Origin of the sequence: Roseobacter insulae, assembly GCF_019375555.1 — a bacterium.
Taxonomy (GTDB): Bacteria; Pseudomonadota; Alphaproteobacteria; order Rhodobacterales; family Rhodobacteraceae; genus Roseobacter; species Roseobacter insulae.
Window position 1 is genome coordinate 328,057 of the sequence record NZ_JAHXDN010000004.1, and the last position, 18,244, is coordinate 346,300.

Sequence of the window (18,244 nt, forward strand, 5' to 3'; positions counted from 1 at the left end):
GTATGGACGTAATCCGTTTCGCGATTGATCGCCCCGTTGCCGTCATGGCCGCGGTCGTCATGGCCGTTCTATTCGGCATCATTGCCGTTACCCGCATCCCGATCCAACTGGCCCCGGATGTCCGCAAGCCCATCGTTGTGATCAGCACCAGTTGGCCCGGAGCGGCGCCATCGGAAATCGAACGTGAAATCATCAACCCGCAAGAAGAGGCGCTGCGCGGCCTTGAAGGGCTGGATATCATGACCTCCCGTGCGCGGTCGGGTGAAGCCGAGGTGACGCTGGAATTCGGAATTGGCACGGACATGAGCCAGTCCCTGCTCCTGGTGTCGAACCGGCTCGACCGGGTGGGCGATTATCCGGATGAAGCGGGGGAGCCGTCGCTGGACACGTCCGGGGCGGATGACAGCCCGATCGCCTGGGTCCTGCTGACGGCCGAGGCCGGTAACACGCGCGCCATGCCGACCTACGGTGATTTCGTGGAGGACATCATCAAGGACCGGCTTGAACGGGTCGAGGGCGTCTCTGCGGTCAATGTCTTTGGCGGGGTAACACGAGAATTGCAGGTGGTCGTCGATCCGCGGCAACTGGCGCGCTTCGGCCTGACCGTTCCGGATGTTGTCCGCATCCTGCGCAGCGAGAACATATCGGTCTCTGCCGGTGACGTGGAAGAAGGCAAACGCCGCTACGTCGTCCGGGCCGAGGGCAACCTCAACACGGTAGCCGCCATAGAAGAAGTGGTTTTGCGCTCCGAACGCAGCGCCGGCGGTTCAGGCCGGGTGCGGGTTGGCGATGTGGCCGACGTCGGGTTCTCCTATCGCGACCCCACCGCGCGGCTGCGGTTTCGGGGGGAGCCCGGATTGGCCTTCAACATCGTGCGGGAACCCGGCGCGAACGTCATTGAGACGATGGACGCGGTGCGTGAGGTTCTTACCGAGCTCAATGATGGCCCTGTCGCAGGCGCGGGCCTGAAAATGCGTCAGGTCTACGACGAGACCGTCTACATCAACGGGGCGATCGAACTGGTGACGCAAAACATCTGGATCGGCGGTATTCTGGCCGCCACGATCCTGCTGGCGTTCCTGCGCAGCCCACGGGCGACGATTGTGGTCTCCCTCGCAATCCCGGTCAGCATTGTTGCAACCTTCGTGGCCATGGCGGCAACCGGGCGTACACTGAACGTGATCTCGCTGGCGGGTATCGCCTTTGCGGTGGGCATGATCGTGGACGCCGCCATCGTCGTTCTGGAAAACATCTATCGCCTGCGCGAACAGGGCAAATCACGTCGTGAAGCTGCCTATCTCGGGGCCAGGCAGGTGTGGGGGGCCATCCTCGTATCCGCGCTGACCACCGTTCTGGTCTTCATCCCGATCCTGATCATGCAGTTGGAAGCCGGACAGCTATTCCGGGACATCGCGGTGGCCATTTCGGTGTCTGTTCTGCTGTCGCTGGTGGTGGCCGTCACGGTCATTCCAGCCCTTGCCAGTCGCCTGCTGCAGAAGGGCAAGCAGACCACGATGAAGATCTGGGGCCTCGACCATCTGGCGCGGGGCTTTCACTCCCTTGTCATGTCCTACGTGCGGATGACCGTGCGGTTGCGCCTCGTCGGGCTGATAATGGTTGCCGCGATTGCCGGCGGCGCGGCGGCGGCCACGTTTTTCTTCCTGCCGCGGCTGGAATATCTGCCGGAAGGCAACCGCAACCTCGTTTTCGGCCTGATCATTCCGCCACCGGGGTACAACCTTGATACCACGCAGACCATTGCGCAGCGCATCGAAGCTGTTGCCCGGCCGCTGTGGGAAGCGGCCCCGGCGACGCAGATGGCAGACGGCACCCCCACCATCGAGAACTTTTTCTTCGTGGCCACGCCCGGGAACAGCTTCGTTGGTGCCGCAGCGGTGGACGGCACCCGTGCAAGAGATCTTATCCCGGTCCTCTCCGGGCCGATTTTCGCAGAACCGGGGACCTTCGGGTTCATGACCCAGCCCTCCCTGTTTGGCCGCGGTGTCGGTGGCGGGCGCACGATCGAACTCAATATCTCCGGTCAGGATCTGGATGACATCCTTGCGGTCGCCGGTCAGGCGGCGGGAACGATCGCCGGCCTGCTGCCGCGTGCCGAGGGCCACCAGTTTCGTCCGATCCCCGGCCTTGAGCTTGGCGCGCCCGAGGTCCGGCTGGTACCGGACCGCCTCAGGCTGGCCGATGCCGGGCTGACGGCCTCCGATCTGGCGCTGACGGTCGACGCTTTCAACGACGGTTTGCGCGTGGCGGAGATCACCGTTGGGGCGGAACGGCTCAACCTGATGCTCAAGGGCGATGCCGGGCTGCAACTGGCGCAACGCACACAGGATATCGGCAATTACCCGGTGGTCACGCCGTCCGGCCAGATTGTCCCGGTCACGGCGCTGGCCGATGTGATCGTGACAGCGGGTCCCACGGAAATCAGGCATCGCGACCGGCTGCGCACGGTAACGCTCGAAGTGCGCCCGTCAGATGCTCTGCCCCTCGAAGCAGCGGTGGAACTGCTGCAGAACGAGGTCGTGTCTGTCCTGCAGGAACGTGGCCTGCCGAACGGCATCCGCATGAGCGTCTCGGGCACCGCCGACCAGCTCAGCCAGACCTGGGATGCGATCCAGATCAATCTCGCCGTGGCCCTTATCATTGTTTTTCTGGTCATGGCCATTCTGTTTGAAAGTTTCGTGCTGCCGCTGGTGATCCTGATCTCAGTGCCCGTGGCGGCAGCTGGGGGTGTTGGCGGGCTCGCGCTCCTGAACGTTTTGGCAGATCTCGAATTTGGGGGCGTTTTCGAGTTTCTCAATGAATTCGAAAAACAGCCCCTCGATATGCTGACGCTTCTGGGGTTCATCATTCTGGTTGGCATCGTGGTGAACAACGCGATCCTGATCGTGCACCAGACACTCTATCACCTGCGGGACGAGGGTATGGCGCCGATTGACGCCATTGAAGAAGCAACCAGCAACCGCATCCGGCCGATCTTCATGTCCACGCTCACCAGCGTGTTCGGCATGTTGCCACTGGTCGTTTTCCCCGGAGAAGGGTCCGAGCTTTACCGTGGGCTGGGCGCTGTGGTCGTGGGCGGGTTGTCGATGTCGGCCTTCCTGACATTGCTGACCGTGCCGCCATTGCTCAGTTTGTGTGTCTGGGCGCCAAAACCGCAGGAAGACATGCCGGGAGCGCCCGCGCAGTAGCTTATTTGCGCCAGTGAAACGGCACGATGATCAGCGCGCCGATGGACGACACGATCGCATTGAGACCCGGGCTGCCAAAGCCAAAGCCGAACATCAGCCGGACGAAATAGAACAGAAAAGCGCCGCCGATACAGATGATGATGCTTTGCAGGATACCGTTGTGGGTAAAACCGGATTTTTCGCACAGGTAGCCAACCAGCCCTGCAATCACCACTGTGCCAATCAGTGTCGGAAACATCGCGCGTTCTCCTTCAAAACTGCTTTCCGACAGGCATCGGCCAGCCGCGCAGGAACTCCGTCGCATCCTGAACAGCTTTGCCCGCACGCTGCAAGCGGATCAGCTCCACCGCGCCCTCCCCGCAGACCACCCGCAAGGGATCGTGCAGCACGCAACCGGGTGCCCCGCGCCCGCCTGTCGCCACACGCGAGGCCAGCAGCTTGATGCGTGTCTCTCCGTCCATCGTCCACGCCCCCGGGAAGGGCGACAGCCCGCGGATAAGTCGGTCGATGTCCGGCGCGGGGCGTGTCCAGTCCACCCGCGCCTCCGACTTGTCGATCTTGTCGGCGTAGGTGATGCCGTCCTCGGGCTGAGGTTCCGGCACCAGGTCTCCCAGTTGCGCAAGCGCCTTGACGATCAGGTCGGCCCCCAGCGCGCTCAACCGGTCATGAAGCGATTGCGCGGTGTCATCGGGCTCGATGGTCACCGCCTCGCGCATCAACACCGGTCCTGTATCCAGTCCGGCCTCCATCTGCATGATGCACACGCCGGTTCTGGTATCGCCCGCCATGATCGCCCGCTGGATGGGGGCCGCACCCCGCCATCTGGGCAAGAGACTGGCATGAATGTTCAGACACCCGCGTTCCGGCGCGTCCAGAACAGGCTGCGGCAGGATCAACCCGTAGGCGACGACAACCGCCAGATCCGCCTGCAACGCGGCGAATTCAGAATGCGCCGTCTCGGTTTTCAGCGACACCGGTGTTCTCACGGGCAGCCCCAGGGCCGCCGCGCGCCGGTGCACCGGGCTGGGACGATCTTTTTTGCCCCGTCCCGCAGGACGCGGCGGCTGGCTGTATACACAGGGAATTTCATGCCCCGCGTTGACAAGTGCGTCGAGTACCGGGACAGAAAATTCCGGTGTGCCCATGAAAATGATACGCATCAGTATTCTCCCGGCGGGTCATTGTCCCACTGTGGCCCTGCCGCCAGCGATGGCATGCGGGCCAGTTTCGGCAAGGTGGTGTTCAGGTCGCCGTCAGTTCTTTCCCTTGCGTGCCTTGCGCAGCAACATGTCCCGTTTGACCTTGCTCAGGTGGTCAAAATACATCTTGCCGTTCAGGTGATCGATCTGGTGCTGAACGCTCGTCGCCTCCAGCCCGACAAAATCCCGGCGCACATAGACACCGTTTTCGTCCATGAACCGAACCGCCACGCCCCGTGGCCGGGACACTTTTGCGAACACGCCCGGCAGGTTCGGGCTGGCTTCTTCGTGATCGTTCAGGATGGCCGACGCATCGATCACCGTCGGGTTGGCCATGCGGATACGGCGGTCGCGCTTGTCAGACGCATCCACAACCGCCAGCCGCAGCATGACCCCGATTTGCGGCGCCGCGAGGCCAACACCGGGCATCGCGTCCATCGTGTCGATCATGTCTTCCCACAGTGCCCGCACATCTTCAGTGATCTCCGCCACTTCGGTCGCGGCGGTGCGCAGGCGCTTGTCCGGCCAGAGCAGGCATTTGCGAACCGTCATGGCAGCGCTCCCGCACAGGCCTCTTCGGCCTTTTGTCTTTGATCTGCGGGAAGGTGATCAAGCGTCACGACGCCGTTAAGATGGTCCAGTTCATGCTGGACGCAGGCCGCCGCAAAGCCGGAAAAGCTGCGCGATTGCTCTGTGCCATCCAGAGCGGTCCATGTCATCGTCACCGTGGAGGGGCGCCGCACGTCGACACTCACGCCCGGAATGGACAGGCATCCTTCGGCCTGCACCGTTGTCTCTTCGCTGGCGCCGGTGATCCTGGGGTTGATGAAAATGATCGGGCTGGCCGTTCCGTCCTTCCACGTTGTATCCGTCACGAACACCCGCTGAAGCACGCCGATCTGCGGCGCGGCAAGGCCACGCCCGGGCGCGGCGTACATCGTGTCCAGCAGGTCACGCGCCAGGGCGGCCACTTCCGGTCCCGTGACCGCCACCGGATCGCAGACCGCGCGCAGATGCGGATCAGGCCAGCGAACAATCTGCCGCACCGTCATGCGCGGGCAAGCTCGCGCTTGAATTTCACCATTTTCCGGGTGATCATCTGCCGCTTGAGCGGTTTCAGGTAGTCGATGAACAGCTTGCCATCCAGATGGTCGATCTCGTGTTGCGCGCAGGTCGCCCACAAACCGGTGAACACCTCGGTCTGTTCCTTGCCGTCGCGATCCGTCCAACGCACTTCGACTTCCGACGGCCGGGTAACATCGGCGAACTGCTCGGGGATCGACAGACAGCCCTCTTCGTAGACGCTGGTTTCGTCGGAGGCAGACACAATTTCCGGGTTGAACATGATCAGCGGGCGCGCCGGTTCGGTATCCCCCTTCACGCAATCCAGCACGATGAGGCGTTGCAAGACACCCACCTGTGGCGCTGCAAGGCCGACCCCCGGCGCGTGGTACATCGTCTCCAGCATGTCGTCGGCCAGAGCGCGCAACTCGTCTGTCAGGTCCGTCACGGGCGCACAGAGCTTTTTCAGCCGCGGATCAGGATGAAGCAATATGTTTCGTTTCATGCGCTTCATGTATGACAGGAACCGCCTGCCTGCAATAACCGGGGCTTGCAGCCGACCAGAATCTCGCTAGCTATATGGCAGCACTCAGGAGACCCAAATGAGCTTAGACACCAGCCCCGACGCCCGTTTCCATACTGTCATTGATCGTCGCGGCACCCAGTCAAGCAAATGGGACTACATGGAAAAATACTACGGTGTTTCGGCCGATGACGGTCTGGCGATGTGGACGGCCGACAGTGATTATCCGACACCGGCCTGCGTGACCGACGCGCTGAGGCGCGCGGTGGATCACGGTATCTTCGGCTACTACCCGGTGAACGACGAATACCTCGCCGCAATCCAGTGGTGGATGGAAAACCGTCATGACTGGAAGATCGATAGAAAATGGATTCTCACCGTTCAGGGCCTTGGCAACGCCATCGCGCTTGCCCTTGATGTCTGGAGTGACCCCGGCGATCACGTCGTCATCTTCAGCCCGGTCTATCACGAGTTCCGCATCAAGGTCGGCAAGGCCGGGCGGAACGTGACCGAGTGTCCGTTGCGCCGCGACGGCGACACCTACATGCTTGATCTGGAGGATGCCCAGAACCGTCTGACCGGGCGCGAAAAGCTTCTGCTGTGGTGCTCCCCTCAAAACCCGTCCGGGCGCGTCTGGTCACCGGATGAATTGCGCAGCGTTGCCGAGTTTGCGGCGCGCAACGATCTTGTTCTTGTGTCGGACGAGGTGCATCACGATCTTGTCTTTCCCGGCAGCACTTTCGTGCCGATGCATGTCGCCGCGCCGGAGCATGAAAACAGGATGGTTATCCTGACCTCGGCCTCCAAGACATTCAACATCGCCGGGCAACGCACGGGAAACATGATCATCCCCGATGCCGCATTGCGCCGGGACATGCAAAACCGCCTCAACGCGCTTGACTACAAACCGGCGGGCCTGAGCCTGCTGATGATCACGGCAGCCTATTCGCCGGCGGGGGCGGAGTGGGTTGATGCTCAGGTTGCATATCTGGAAGGCAATTGCGCGCTGTTTGACGCGGCGATGGCGGCAATCCCCGGCGTTCATTCCCTGCCCCTGAAATCCACGTATCTTGCCTGGGTTGATTTCGCCGGCACGGGCATGAGCTATGAAGAGATATCGCGGCGTGTTCTGAAAGACGCGCGGATCGCCCCCAGCGCGGGCCCGGAATTCGGCGCAGGCGGCGAGACATTCCTGCGATTCAACCTGGCGGCACCGCGCGCGCGCATTCAGGACGCCTGCGACCGTCTGGCCGCGGCTTTCAGCGATCTGCAGTAAGAGCCGGGCGTCAGCGCGCGTCTTCGATCAACCCGACAGGCGCATCGTCTTCGATTTCGAAATCAACCGCGGGTTTCTGCGAGACCGCAGTGGCGCGTTTGAATTCGTAGCGACGCTCGCCCTCTTCATCGTCGCTTGTCACGATCAGGCATTGAAACAGATGCACACTGCCATCGTAAAGGTCGATGAAACCGCGCAGCGCGGGCGTGTCCGCCTCCATCGCGAAGCCGGTTTTCCACATCCGTAGCACCGGGAAAATCTGACCATCCACATCGACGCGCAACCGCGACGAACGTTTCAGGCTTTCCAAGCGCGCCTGATCCAGACCAGCTTGAATCTCTTTGGAAAAAATCGTTTCCATATCGTTACTCCCGTACAAACCCCTGCACCAGAAGATGCACGGATCATCCAAAAATCAAGTTAAGTTTTTGTGTCGCTTCACCGGTTGTGTGCGCCTGCGCAGAGACCGTGCGCGAGGGCTTGCCTGTGAAAACCGCCGTGTCCGACCTAGGTTAGGTCCAATGCACAAAGGAGAATGGGCATGGGCTTGCTGGTTGACGGCGTGTGGCACGACAAATGGTATGATACCAAATCCACGGGGGGTAAATTCAAGCGTTCCGACGCGAAATTCCGTAACTGGATCACCGCGGATGGCAGCCCGGGCCCCTCCGGCACGGGCGGTTTCAAGGCCGATTCGGGGCGGTATCACCTCTATGTCAGCTATGCCTGCCCCTGGGCGCACCGCACCCTGATCTTCCGGAAACTCAAAAATCTCGAGGACTATATCAGCCTGTCGGTGGTGCACCCGGACATGCTGGGCGACGGATGGACATTCGCGACAGACGACAAGGGCGCAACCGGCGACACGCTCTACGGCCTCCCGTTTGCACGGGACATCTACCTCAAGGCGGACCCGCGGTTTTCAGGGCGCGTGACGGTGCCGATCCTCTGGGACAAGGACCGTGAGACCATCGTGTCGAATGAAAGCTCGGAGATCATCCGCATGTTCAACTCCGCCTTCGATACGCTCACCGGCAATACCGAAGACTACTGGCCGGAAGAGCTGCACGACCCGATTGCACCGGTGAATGACCGTATCTACGACACGCTCAACAACGGCGTCTACAAATCCGGATTCGCCACGACCCAAGCCGCTTACGACGCGGCGGTCGTGCCGCTTTTCGACACCCTCGAATGGCTGGAGGAGCGACTTGAAAGCAACCGGTATCTGATGGGCGACACGCTGACCGAAGCGGACTGGCGCCTGTTCACCACGCTGGTACGCTTCGACCCGGTGTACCACTTGCACTTCAAGTGTAACCTAAAGAGATTAATAGATTTTCCAAACCTCTGGGCGTATACCCGCGCGCTCTACCAGATGCCCGGTATCGCAGAGACCGTCAATTTTGACCATATCATCCGGCACTATCATTACAGCCACGACAGCATCAATCCGCACCGCATTATCCCGGTCGGGCCGGCACTGGACTTCACCGCGCCGCATGGGCGCGGATAGGTTACGCCGCTCCGCTCTGCTCCGACCCTGCCCCATAGTGTTCGACCATCGCGGCAAGATCTTCGGGCGGTGTCGCACTTTGCACGAAGGCGCAGGCGTTGGGGGCATGTGAAAAAATTGAGCCGTCCGAGAAAAACGACGTATTGGTGACAAAGATCACCTGCGCTTTGGGCTGGCGATAGCTTGCGTAATCGGCGACCGCCAGTGCAGACCCCTCGCCAAGTACAAGGTCCATAATGATGATATCTGTGTGATGGGTGCTCAGATGGCGGATGGCACCAGCCTGACCCGCGCAGCGCGCAACGTTCATACCCATGCGTTCGAGGTGATTTTGCCAAATTCTAGCCAGATCGCTTTGGCTCTCAACAATTAGAACCCTCATCTGTCCTCCATTCCGAAAAATACCGGAATTGTTTCACACTGTAATACTGTCGTCTGCTTCAAAGGTTAACAAACGATTAAGCGACTCACGACAACTTTATCATTTGGGATCAGACTTGATTAACCGGCTACTTTCCGCTTTTAGCAAATGGCAAAGGCGCGGAATTGCGCCACGATCATGCTCAGATGGACAGATTGTTGACGAACATTGAACGCGATCATGGGGGGGGACTCGATGCGGCAATTCTCCGGTATGGCGGGTCTCGAATCGGCTGGTGCGACCTCTCGACCGGTATCAATCCACACCCCTATCCGGTGGGCACCCTGCCGCAGGATGTCTGGACGGCGCTGCCGGACAAGGCCGCACAGGCACGCCTGATCAACACGGCGCGGCAGCTCTGGGCAGTGCCGGAGAGCGCCGGGGTAATCGCGGCATCGGGGGCGTCAGCCCTGATCGCGCAAATCCCCCGGCTCCGTCCGGCCCAACGGGTCTGCATCCCGGGTCCCACCTATAATGAACACGCCGCCGCCTTCGGCACCGCGGGCTGGTCGATCACGGACACAGCGCCCGCGACCGCCCAGGTGGTTGTGCACCCTAACAACCCCGACGGTCGCCTGTGGACAGCACCGGACCTGCCGCTGGAACAGCCGGGACTGACGGTTATCGATGAAAGCTTCTGCGATGTCGCGCCCGGCCGCTCCCTGATCGACCTGACCCGCACGCCCGGCGTTCTGGTGCTCAAGAGCTTCGGGAAGTTCTGGGGGCTGGCGGGCCTGAGGCTGGGCTTCGTGATCGGCGATCCTGACGTGCTGAACCAGATGACGGAGGCCATCGGTCCCTGGGCCGTGTCCGGGCCCGCGCAACACATCGGTGCGGTCGCGCTTGCAGATCATGGCTGGGCCCGCCGGACGCGCGAACGCCTGGCCGAAGACAGTGCCCGGCTGGATGCCCTGATGCAGATTGCAGGAGCTAAGGTTCTGGGCGGCACAACGCTCTTTCGTCTGTACGATGTGGATGACGCGGCCACATGGCAGGACAGGCTTGCCCGCCACAAAATCTGGACGCGCCGGTTCCCGTATAACGCCAGATGGCTACGCCTTGGCCTGCCGCATGCGCTGCACTGGCCCCGTATCGAGGCGGCCCTGAAATGAGCGCGGCAGCCCTCCTGATAGTCGCGATGCTGCTCGACGCGGTCGTTGGAGAGCCGCGGTGGCTGTGGCGCCGCATACCCCACCCGGCCGTTCTGATGGGCAGGCTGGTGCACCTGCTTGACGCCCGCCTGAACGATGGCGACAACCGGCACGCCAGGGGCGTCGCGGCCGTGCTCGTTCTGGTGATCGTCGGCGCGGTCCTGGGGTCGGTGTTGAGCGGGCTGGGCAGCGTCATCGAATGTGGTGTCGCGGCCATTCTTTTGGCGCAACGGTCGCTGGTGCAGCATGTCAACGCCGTGGGCGACGGCCTGCGCATGTCCATCCAGGAAGGGCGGCGCATGGTCTCACGGATTGTCAGCCGGGACGTCGCGCAGATGGACGGGACCCAGGTCGCGCGCTCGGCCATCGAAAGTGCGGCGGAAAACCTGTCCGACGGTGTCATCGCCCCTGCGTTCTGGTTTTTGGTCGCCGGTCTGCCGGGGCTGATGGTCTACAAGCTTGTAAACACCGCCGACAGCATGATCGGCTACCGTACGGAGACATATGCGGCCTTCGGATGGGCGGCGGCGCGGCTGGATGATCTGCTCAATCTGGTGCCGGCGCGGCTGACCGCCGCGCTGATCGCCCTGCCTGCGCGTTGCTTTGACTGGCAGGGCATCTACGCCGATGCACGGCTGCACAGATCCCCCAACGCCGGATGGCCCGAGGCGGCGATGTCCCGCGCGCTGGGGATCGCCCTTGCCGGACCACGTGCCTATGACGGCCAGATGCGCGAGTTTCCCTTCGTCAATGCCGAAGGACGGCGCGATCTGACACCGGTGGACATCGACGCCAGTATCGCGATGCTGTGGAAAGCATGGGCCGGGTTTCTGGCCCTCTGCGTCCTGATTGTTGTTCTGTAACTCAGCCCTGGAGAAGTTAATGCGTCTGACCGCCCCCCTGTTGGCCCTCTGCCTGTCCGTATTGCCCGCCATGTCATCGGCCTGTGGGGGCTCCTTTTCAAGCTTCGTTGATGGATTGAAGGCGGAAGCGCGGGCAAAGGGCCACGGGGCGGCAGTGGTCGACCAGTTCTTTGCCCCTGTCCGGCAGGATCCCAGGGTTCTGAAAGCCGACCGGTCACAGGGTGTTTTCCAGCGCCCGTTCCTGGATTTCTCGCAACGTCTGATTTCTGCGGATCGCGTCAAGCGCGGCCAGAGCAACGCCAGGAAATACGATGCCGTCTTCAACCGGATCGAACAGCAGTATGGCGTGGATCGCGGTGTGCTGCTGGCCTTCTGGGCATTCGAGACCGACTACGGCGGCTTCCAGGGGGACTTCAACACCGCCAACGCCCTTGTGACGCTGGCGCACGACTGTCGCCGTCCGGAGCTTTTCCGCCCGCAGGTCTTTGCAGCCCTTGAGCTTTTTGAACAGGGCGACTTCGATCCGCGCACCACAACCGGCGCCTGGGCCGGCGAGATCGGCATGGTACAGATGTTGCCGCGTGACATCATCGAAAACGGGGTGGACGGGGACGGGGATGGTAAGGTTTCATTAAAAACCTCGGCCACCGACGCGCTGATGTCCGGCGGCGCCATGTTGCAAAGCCTGGGCTGGCGTGCGGGCGAGCCCTGGATACAGGAGGTCAGCGTGCCGCAGCGGTTCGACTGGTCGCAAAGCGGGCTCACCGTTGTCAAACCGACGTCGGAATGGGCCGCCCTGGGGGTAAAGCCGCGCAACGGCCCCCTGCAAAACCAGCTCCCTGCCGCGTTGATCCTGCCGCAGGGTCATAAGGGGCCGGCCTTTCTGGCCTACCCCAACTTCAATGTCTATTTTGAGTGGAATCAAAGCTTTACCTATGTTCTGACAGCGGCGTATTTTGCCACGCGACTTCAGGGCGCACCCGTCTACAACGCGGGCAACCCCGATGCGGGTCTCTCCGGCGCGCAAACCAAAGAGCTGCAGCGCAAGTTGCAGGCCCGGGGTCATGACGTCGGCAAAGTGGATGGTATTCTGGGTGCCAAAACCCGCGCTGCGGTTCAGACAGAGCAGAAGCGACTGGGGCTGCCCGCCGACGCATGGCCGACACCTGCCTTGCTGGCGAGGCTTTGACGTCCTCGCCGTTAACCATTCTTTACCGGCAAAAATGTAGTTTTATGGGCGAAACATACATTCAGGTTTGTTTTCTACCTAGTTTGACCCTGCGCGCCGAGGCTGCGCAGGGTCTTTTTTCGCCCCCTGCGGGTCGCGCAGCGGAAACCGCTCGCCCTTTTGCGTCAGCATGACAATACGCGCCCCGTTCTGAACATAGCGATCACATCGCCCAAAACCGTTGCGAAACGCGATACAGACCGTGCCATCAGGCGCGATCCGGTAGCGCCCGAATGCAGATCGCCCACCCGGGTAGGTGTAGGAATAGGCCCCGCCGACAGAGAACTTCGACTGACCACCGTCAAAAAAGGTGAGCGTCTGCCCGTCGACCAGCAACCCGGTCTCTTCGGACGTCATCAGGCGGTCGGCTTCCCAGACCGCCCAGCCCTGTGTCTCCTGGGCCGATGCAGCCTGCGCCGACATCACAATGAAAAGCAGTGTCACCCTCATCATCGGGTCAGTATAGTCTGAAAAACACCGGGCACCGCGCACGATCCGGTGAAGAGGCCGCGAGCCTCAAGCTACAAGCGTTTCTGCTTTCTTCAGATCGACCGACACCAGTTGGCTGACGCCCTGCTCGGCCATCGTGACCCCGAACAGACGGTCCATGCGGGACATTGTCACCGCGTGGTGCGTGATGATCAGGAACCGCGTTTCCGTCTGGCGGCACATCTCGTCCAACAGATCGCAAAAGCGCGTCACATTTGCGTCGTCCAGCGGCGCGTCAACCTCGTCGAGCACACAGATCGGCGCCGGGTTGGCCAAAAACACTGCGAAAATCAATGCCATCGCGGTCAGGGTCTGCTCGCCGCCGGACAGCAGGCTGAGGGTGGAGAGCTTCTTGCCCGGGGGCTGGCACATGATCTCCAGCCCGGCCTCCAGCGGATCATCGCTTTCGACCATCACGAGGTTGGCCTCGCCACCGCCAAAAAGATGCGTGAACAGCATGGAGAAGTTGGCATTGACCTGCTCGAAGGCGGTCAGAAGCCGCTCCCGGCCTTCGCGGTTCAGGCTGGCGATACCGCCCCGCAGCGTCTTGATCGCTTCTTCGAGATCCGCCTTTTCGCTGGTCAGCGTGTCGTGTTCCGTCTGCACTTCGCGGGCGTCTTCCTCGGCACGCAGGTTCACGGCACCAAGGGCATCCCGTTGCCGTTTCAGCCGGTTGACATCCGCTTCCAGCGTGTCGGCACCGGGCATGTGATCGGGTGTTGCGTCCAGCTGCGCCAGCAACTGGCTTGGTGTCACCTGGTTTTCATCCGCGATGCGCTCCGCCGCCGCCGCCACTGTTTCACGCGCCGCATCGCTGCGCGCCTCGGCCCGGGCGCGGGTCTCGCGGGCTTCCGAGGCCAGCCGCTCCGCGTCCCGCTCCGCCGATGTCGCCTCGCGCAGCGCCCCTTCGGCAGTCGACAATGCGTCGGCGCTTTGCGCCTTGCGGGCTTGGGCCACCGTGATCGCGTCGCCCATTTCCGCACGCTTGGCCGCAATCTCCCCCGGCGCGGCGCTGGCGTTTTCCAGCTCGCGCTCCGCTGCGGTCTTGCGGTCCACCAGCTCGGCACTGCGTTTCTCGGCGGTCTCCAACCGGTGCCGCCAGCCGCTGACCTCCTTGGTGACCTCCTGCACACGCCGTGTGCGCGCCTCGCCTTCCCGGCGCAGCTCGTCGTGCCCGGACCGGCGCGACATCATGGTGATCCGCGCCGCTTCCACCGCCATGCGCACCGCTTCGACCATGTCCCGGGCCTCCGTGAGGTCACCCAGGTCTGCGAGGGCGCGCTCGGCTTCCTTCAACTGGGTGCGCGCATTCATCGCTTCTTCCTCGTGACGCGCCACCGCCAACCCGAGGGATTCCAGCTTGCCCTGCGCAAGATTGCGATCCGCCTCGGCGCGGCTCAGGCGGCGGCCTGCTTCCGCCACCAGCCGGTCCGCGGCCCGGCGGGCTTCGCGCGCCATGGCATCGGCCTTGGTCAGTTCAGCAAGCTGCGCGCCCAGAAGATCATGCGCCGCCTTCGCCCCCTCGGCGCGCTGTGTCGCGGCTTCGAGGCTTTGTTTCAACTCTTCCAGACGGTTCAGCTGCTGCAACCGCAGGGCGGCCGCCGACGGCGCGTCCTCGGCCCAGGCGCGGAAACCGTCCCATCGCCACAGGTCGCCTTCGGGCGATACCAGACGTTGTCCGGGCCTGAGGGCCGCCTGCAGGCGCGGGCCGTCATCCGGGTCCACCAGCCCGATCTGCCCCATGCGACGCGTCAGCACGCCGGGCACATCGACGAACAGCGACAGCGGTTTGACCCCCTCGGGCAAGGCCTGATGCTGGTCATAGGCGGGCAAAACGGCCCAGCCGGACGGCCCGTCCGCCGCAACTTCCGGCGCCCGCAGATCATCCGCCAACGCGGCACCCAGCGCCTTTTCGTACCCGGGCTTGACATGCAACTGGTCAAGGATTTGCCCGCCTTCCGCGGTATCGCGCGCCACCAGCTTGGACAGCGCCCCCGCCTCCGCACGCAGCGCATTCATCTCGCCCTCGGCCTCGGACCGCTGCGCCCGCGCCTCCGCCTCGCGCGCTTGCGTCTCAGCGCGGGCCTCATCGGCTTCAAGCAGCGCGGCTTCCGCTTTCTCTGCCGTGGCAACGGCCTCCGCCTCCGCCCCTTCGGCCTCGGCAAAATCCTGTCCCGCACGCGTCAGGGCGGCTTGGCTGACGGTGACGGCTTCCCGCGCCCGGATCGCCTCGGCCTCCGCCTTGGACAGGGTCTTGCGACTGTCCTCCAGCAAGCGTTGCGCAGAGCCGTGACGGGCCGAAAGCCGTGCCATATCCTCGGTCTGCTGCGACATCTCCCCCTCGCGGGTTTGCAGAACGGCAGCCGCCTCCCGGGCGGCCTCTGCCGCCTCCGCCAGCCTGTCCTCGTGACCCTCGGCGGCCTTGGCGAGTTCCGCCGCTTCCCATTCCAACCGCTCGATGGTCTCACCGGCATCCCGGTTCAGCCCCCCCTCGCGGTCGATGTCGTGACCCAGTTGCGCAATCCGGCCGCTCAGGGTTTCGATCAGCGCCTGCGCGCGCGCCTCCTGATCGGTCAGGGCGTCGCGCTCCACCGTAAGGCGCTGAAGCACGGCTGCGGCAATCGCCTCTTCCTCGCGCAAGGGCGGCAGTGCTGTTTCCGCGTCTTCCCGCGTTTTGGCGGCTTGCCGGACCAGCGTTTCCGCCTGTGCCGCGGCGGTCACCTGAGCGCGCAGGTTTTCCTCTGCCGCCGCGCGGGCATCATCCGCCTCCCGCCACCGACGATAGAGCAACATGCCCTCGGTCCGGCGTAATTCGTTACCGATCTCGCGGTAGCGTGCGGCCTGGCGTGCCTGACGCGCGAGTTGCGCCAGCTGGTTGGCCAATTGCTCGATCACGTCATCGACACGCGCCAGATTGGTTTCAGCACCTTTGAGCTTCAGTTCCGCCTCGTGACGCCGCTGATACAGCCCGCTGATACCCGCCGCCTCTTCGAGGATACGGCGCCGGTTCTTGGGTTTGGCGTTGATCAGCTCCGCGATCTGACCCTGACGCACCAAGGCCGGGCTGTGCGCCCCGGTAGAGGCATCGGCAAACAGCATCTGAACGTCGCGCGCCCGCACATCCTTGGCGCCTACCTTGTACGCGCTGCCCACGTCGCGCGTGATGCGGCGCACGATCTCCAGCTGATCGTGATCATTGAACCCGGCGGGCGCCAGCCGCTCCGAATTATCCAGATGCAGCGCCACTTCGGCGAAATTCCGTGCCGGGCGGGTGGCAGCCCCGGCAAAGATGACGTCTTCCATCCCGCCGCCACGCATGGCCGTGGGCCGGTTTTCGCCCATCACCCAGCGCAGCGCTTCGAGCAGATTTGACTTGCCACAGCCGTTTGGCCCCACAACGCCCGTCAAACCATCCGCGATGATCAGATCAGTGGGGTCAACGAAGCTTTTGAAGCCTGTCAGTCTGAGTTTGGAAAAGCGCAAGATGGGGCTTTCGATGATTCCTTTGGTTCAGCAGCGTGAAGGGCAGAGGGGGCGAAAGTCAACCAAAACACCCAACAACGTGGGGCCTCCAGGCAGTTATCCACAAGATATTGACGATGCAACAGGGTGATCGGCACGGGATGGACCGCTCGGCATAAAGCTGCCCGGGCCCTGCTCAATAAAGAGTTTACCCGCCCGGGCGAGTGGTCATATAATTTGACCAATGAGGTGAAGCGATGCCCTTCCGACCGGTACAATCCGAGAAACTGTCGACAGCCGTCGTGCGCCAGATCGAACAATTGATCCTGCGCGGCATTCTGCGTCCGGGCGAGCGTCTGCCAGCGGAGAGGGAGCTGGCGGAACGGCTCAACGTCTCGCGCCCAAGCCTGAGAGACGCGATCGGCACCTTGCAGGATCAGGGGTTGCTGACGGCACGGGCGGGCGCGGGCGTTTACGTGGCAGATGTCCTCGGGTCGGCTTTTTCACCTGCCCTCGTGCAGCTCTTCGCGCGCCATGATGAGGCGGTGTTTGACTACCTGTCATTCCGCCGCGACATGGAAGGCCTGGCGGCGGAGCGCGCCGCACGGCTTGCCTCTGAGACGGATCTGCGCGTCGTTCAGGCCGTGTTCGACAAGATGGAAGCCGCCCATACAAAGCGAAACCCCGACGATGAGGCCCGGCTTGATGCGCAGTTCCACATGGCGATCATCGAGGCGAGCCATAACGTCGTGATGCTGCATATGATGCGCTCGATGTATCAGTTGCTGCGCGAGGGCGTGTTCTACAATCGGCAGGTCATGTTCAGGCAGCGCGCGACGCGGGGGCTGCTGCTCGACCAGCACCGCGCGATCAACGACAGCCTGCAACAGCGGAATCCAAAAGCGGCCCGCCAGGCCGTCGAAGCGCATTTGAGCTACGTGGAGACCTGCCTGAACGATCAGATCACCGCCGAGCGGAACGAGGAGGTCGCGCAGCAACGGCTGGATCACGAGGTCGCCAAGGGCTGACCTCCGACGTTCACTGCGCGCAGCCCGCAGCCGGGCGGCGGTGATCAGCGGCACGCCGGGCGCACGCCGCAACACAGGCGCGCTGGCGTTTGTCTGTCCCGATCCAACAAAGGCTAATGGTCGTACTGCCGCTCTGCCCCGCGGGCTTCGGTCCATGGCAACGCGGCAGGGCCTCTGATGGGCGATCACGCAGCAAAAAACCCCGGTGGTGATCCGGGGTTTTCAAAAAGCGCTTTTGTCGCGGTTCTTCAGTGAAGCTTGGCATCCACCTCGGCAATGGCCCCGTCGATCAGGCTGTTGCCTTGCGCGGCGGTCATTTGCTTGGCGATCACGTCACGGGCGACCGCCACGGCCACGGCCACCGACTGATCGCGCACTTCCTTCACCGCAGCGCCCTGAGCATTTGCGATCTGCTCTTCGGCAGCGGCGATGCGGCGCTCCAGCGACGATGCAAGATCGGCCTGCGCCAGCTCAGCTGCAGTGCGGGCTTCTTCCTTGGCCGCTTCGACAATGCGGTCCGCCTGATCCTGCACTTCGCGCTGTTTGCGTTCGTAGCTGGCCAGCAATGTCTGGGCCTCTTCGCGCAGGGCACGGGCCTCTTCCAGTTCCGACTTGATGCCGTCAGCGCGCTTGTCCAGCATGCCGCCCAGCAGGCCGGGCACCTTGAAATAGACCAGCACCGCGATGAACAGCAAGAACGCCAGCAGGACCACGAAATCGGTATTGCCCAGCGAAAAGAACGGTCCTTTCGCAGCCCAGGCCGGGCTGGCGGCGCCGACGGCAAAGGCCACGGTCAGAAGGGGGGTGAAATTGCGCATGT

General features: G+C 62.9%; 17 protein-coding genes. 7 read left to right on the plus strand and 10 right to left on the minus strand.

Annotated features, from left to right (window positions below):
* The first annotated feature begins 2 nt into the window (after positions 1 to 2).
* Positions 3 to 3,206, plus strand: a complete 3,204-nt coding sequence (locus tag KX928_RS15790; protein WP_219504569.1) for an efflux RND transporter permease subunit — start codon at positions 3 to 5, stop codon at positions 3,204 to 3,206.
* Between the two features lies 1 nt (position 3,207).
* Here the strand turns inward: KX928_RS15790 and KX928_RS15795 are convergent, their stop codons facing one another.
* The 5 genes from KX928_RS15795 to def (KX928_RS15815) all read right to left on the minus strand — a co-directional run bounded on the left by KX928_RS15795 (position 3,208) and on the right by def (KX928_RS15815) (position 5,972).
* Positions 3,208 to 3,444, minus strand: coding sequence for a hypothetical protein (locus KX928_RS15795; protein ID WP_219504571.1), 237 nt, complete (start codon positions 3,442 to 3,444; stop codon positions 3,208 to 3,210).
* 13 nt (positions 3,445 to 3,457) lie between these two features.
* The gene (gene fmt, locus KX928_RS15800) at positions 3,458 to 4,366 is read right to left on the minus strand and encodes a methionyl-tRNA formyltransferase (RefSeq protein WP_219504573.1); all 909 of its coding nucleotides are present in this window, start codon (positions 4,364 to 4,366) and stop codon (positions 3,458 to 3,460) included.
* A 93-nt stretch (positions 4,367 to 4,459) separates the two neighbouring features.
* The gene (gene def / locus KX928_RS15805; protein WP_219504575.1) at positions 4,460 to 4,957 is read right to left on the minus strand and encodes a peptide deformylase; all 498 of its coding nucleotides are present in this window, start codon (positions 4,955 to 4,957) and stop codon (positions 4,460 to 4,462) included.
* A complete protein-coding gene (gene def, locus KX928_RS15810) occupies positions 4,954 to 5,457 on the minus strand; it encodes a peptide deformylase (RefSeq protein ID WP_219504577.1) in 504 nt (167 codons plus the stop codon). Before def (KX928_RS15810) ends, def (KX928_RS15805) begins: the two co-directional genes overlap by 4 nt.
* Positions 5,454 to 5,972, minus strand: a complete 519-nt coding sequence (gene def / locus KX928_RS15815) for a peptide deformylase (protein WP_219504579.1) — start codon at positions 5,970 to 5,972, stop codon at positions 5,454 to 5,456. Before def (KX928_RS15815) ends, def (KX928_RS15810) begins: the two co-directional genes overlap by 4 nt.
* A 97-nt stretch (positions 5,973 to 6,069) precedes the next feature.
* Here def (KX928_RS15815) and KX928_RS15820 point away from each other — a divergent pair, with 97 nt between their 5' ends.
* A complete protein-coding gene (locus KX928_RS15820) occupies positions 6,070 to 7,266 on the plus strand; it encodes a MalY/PatB family protein (protein WP_219504581.1) in 1,197 nt (398 codons plus the stop codon).
* A 10-nt stretch (positions 7,267 to 7,276) separates the two neighbouring features.
* Here KX928_RS15820 and KX928_RS15825 read toward each other — a convergent pair whose 3' ends face one another.
* Positions 7,277 to 7,627, minus strand: coding sequence for a hypothetical protein (locus KX928_RS15825; protein WP_219504583.1), 351 nt, complete (start codon positions 7,625 to 7,627; stop codon positions 7,277 to 7,279).
* Positions 7,628 to 7,807: 180 nt separating this feature from the next.
* Here KX928_RS15825 and KX928_RS15830 point away from each other — a divergent pair, with 180 nt between their 5' ends.
* A complete protein-coding gene (locus KX928_RS15830) occupies positions 7,808 to 8,782 on the plus strand; it encodes a glutathione S-transferase family protein (RefSeq protein ID WP_219504585.1) in 975 nt (324 codons plus the stop codon).
* 1 nt (position 8,783) lies between these two features.
* Here KX928_RS15830 and KX928_RS15835 read toward each other — a convergent pair whose 3' ends face one another.
* A complete protein-coding gene (locus KX928_RS15835) occupies positions 8,784 to 9,164 on the minus strand; it encodes a response regulator (protein WP_219504587.1) in 381 nt (126 codons plus the stop codon).
* A gap of 197 nt (positions 9,165 to 9,361) precedes the next feature.
* Here KX928_RS15835 and KX928_RS15840 point away from each other — a divergent pair, with 197 nt between their 5' ends.
* From KX928_RS15840 to KX928_RS15850, 3 genes are read left to right on the plus strand one after another with little or no spacing between them, the layout of a single operon-like run.
* The gene (locus KX928_RS15840) at positions 9,362 to 10,315 is read left to right on the plus strand and encodes a threonine-phosphate decarboxylase (protein WP_257883844.1); all 954 of its coding nucleotides are present in this window, start codon (positions 9,362 to 9,364) and stop codon (positions 10,313 to 10,315) included.
* Complete coding sequence (gene cbiB, locus KX928_RS15845) at positions 10,312 to 11,217, plus strand: adenosylcobinamide-phosphate synthase CbiB (RefSeq protein WP_219504592.1); 906 nt, start codon at positions 10,312 to 10,314, stop codon at positions 11,215 to 11,217. The genes KX928_RS15840 and cbiB overlap by 4 nt, the downstream gene beginning before the upstream one ends.
* Positions 11,218 to 11,236: 19 nt before the next feature.
* Positions 11,237 to 12,406 carry a lytic murein transglycosylase gene (locus tag KX928_RS15850; protein WP_219504594.1) on the plus strand — a complete coding sequence of 390 codons (1,170 nt, stop codon included), beginning with the start codon at positions 11,237 to 11,239 and terminating at the stop codon, positions 12,404 to 12,406.
* Between the two features lie 78 nt (positions 12,407 to 12,484).
* On the opposite strand, the gene KX928_RS15855 is transcribed toward KX928_RS15850, so the two are convergent.
* Both KX928_RS15855 and smc read right to left on the minus strand, forming a co-directional pair.
* Positions 12,485 to 12,895, minus strand: coding sequence for a hypothetical protein (locus tag KX928_RS15855; protein WP_308342357.1), 411 nt, complete (start codon positions 12,893 to 12,895; stop codon positions 12,485 to 12,487).
* 66 nt (positions 12,896 to 12,961) lie between these two features.
* Positions 12,962 to 16,417, minus strand: a complete 3,456-nt coding sequence (gene smc / locus KX928_RS15860) for a chromosome segregation protein SMC (protein ID WP_219504602.1) — start codon at positions 16,415 to 16,417, stop codon at positions 12,962 to 12,964.
* A gap of 236 nt (positions 16,418 to 16,653) precedes the next feature.
* Between smc and KX928_RS15865 the strand changes: the two genes are divergently transcribed.
* Complete coding sequence (locus tag KX928_RS15865) at positions 16,654 to 17,424, plus strand: FadR/GntR family transcriptional regulator (RefSeq protein WP_219504604.1); 771 nt, start codon at positions 16,654 to 16,656, stop codon at positions 17,422 to 17,424.
* Between the two features lie 248 nt (positions 17,425 to 17,672).
* Here KX928_RS15865 and KX928_RS15870 read toward each other — a convergent pair whose 3' ends face one another.
* Positions 17,673 to 18,242 carry a F0F1 ATP synthase subunit B gene (locus tag KX928_RS15870; RefSeq protein ID WP_219504606.1) on the minus strand — a complete coding sequence of 190 codons (570 nt, stop codon included), beginning with the start codon at positions 18,240 to 18,242 and terminating at the stop codon, positions 17,673 to 17,675.
* Positions 18,243 to 18,244 lie beyond the last annotated feature (2 nt).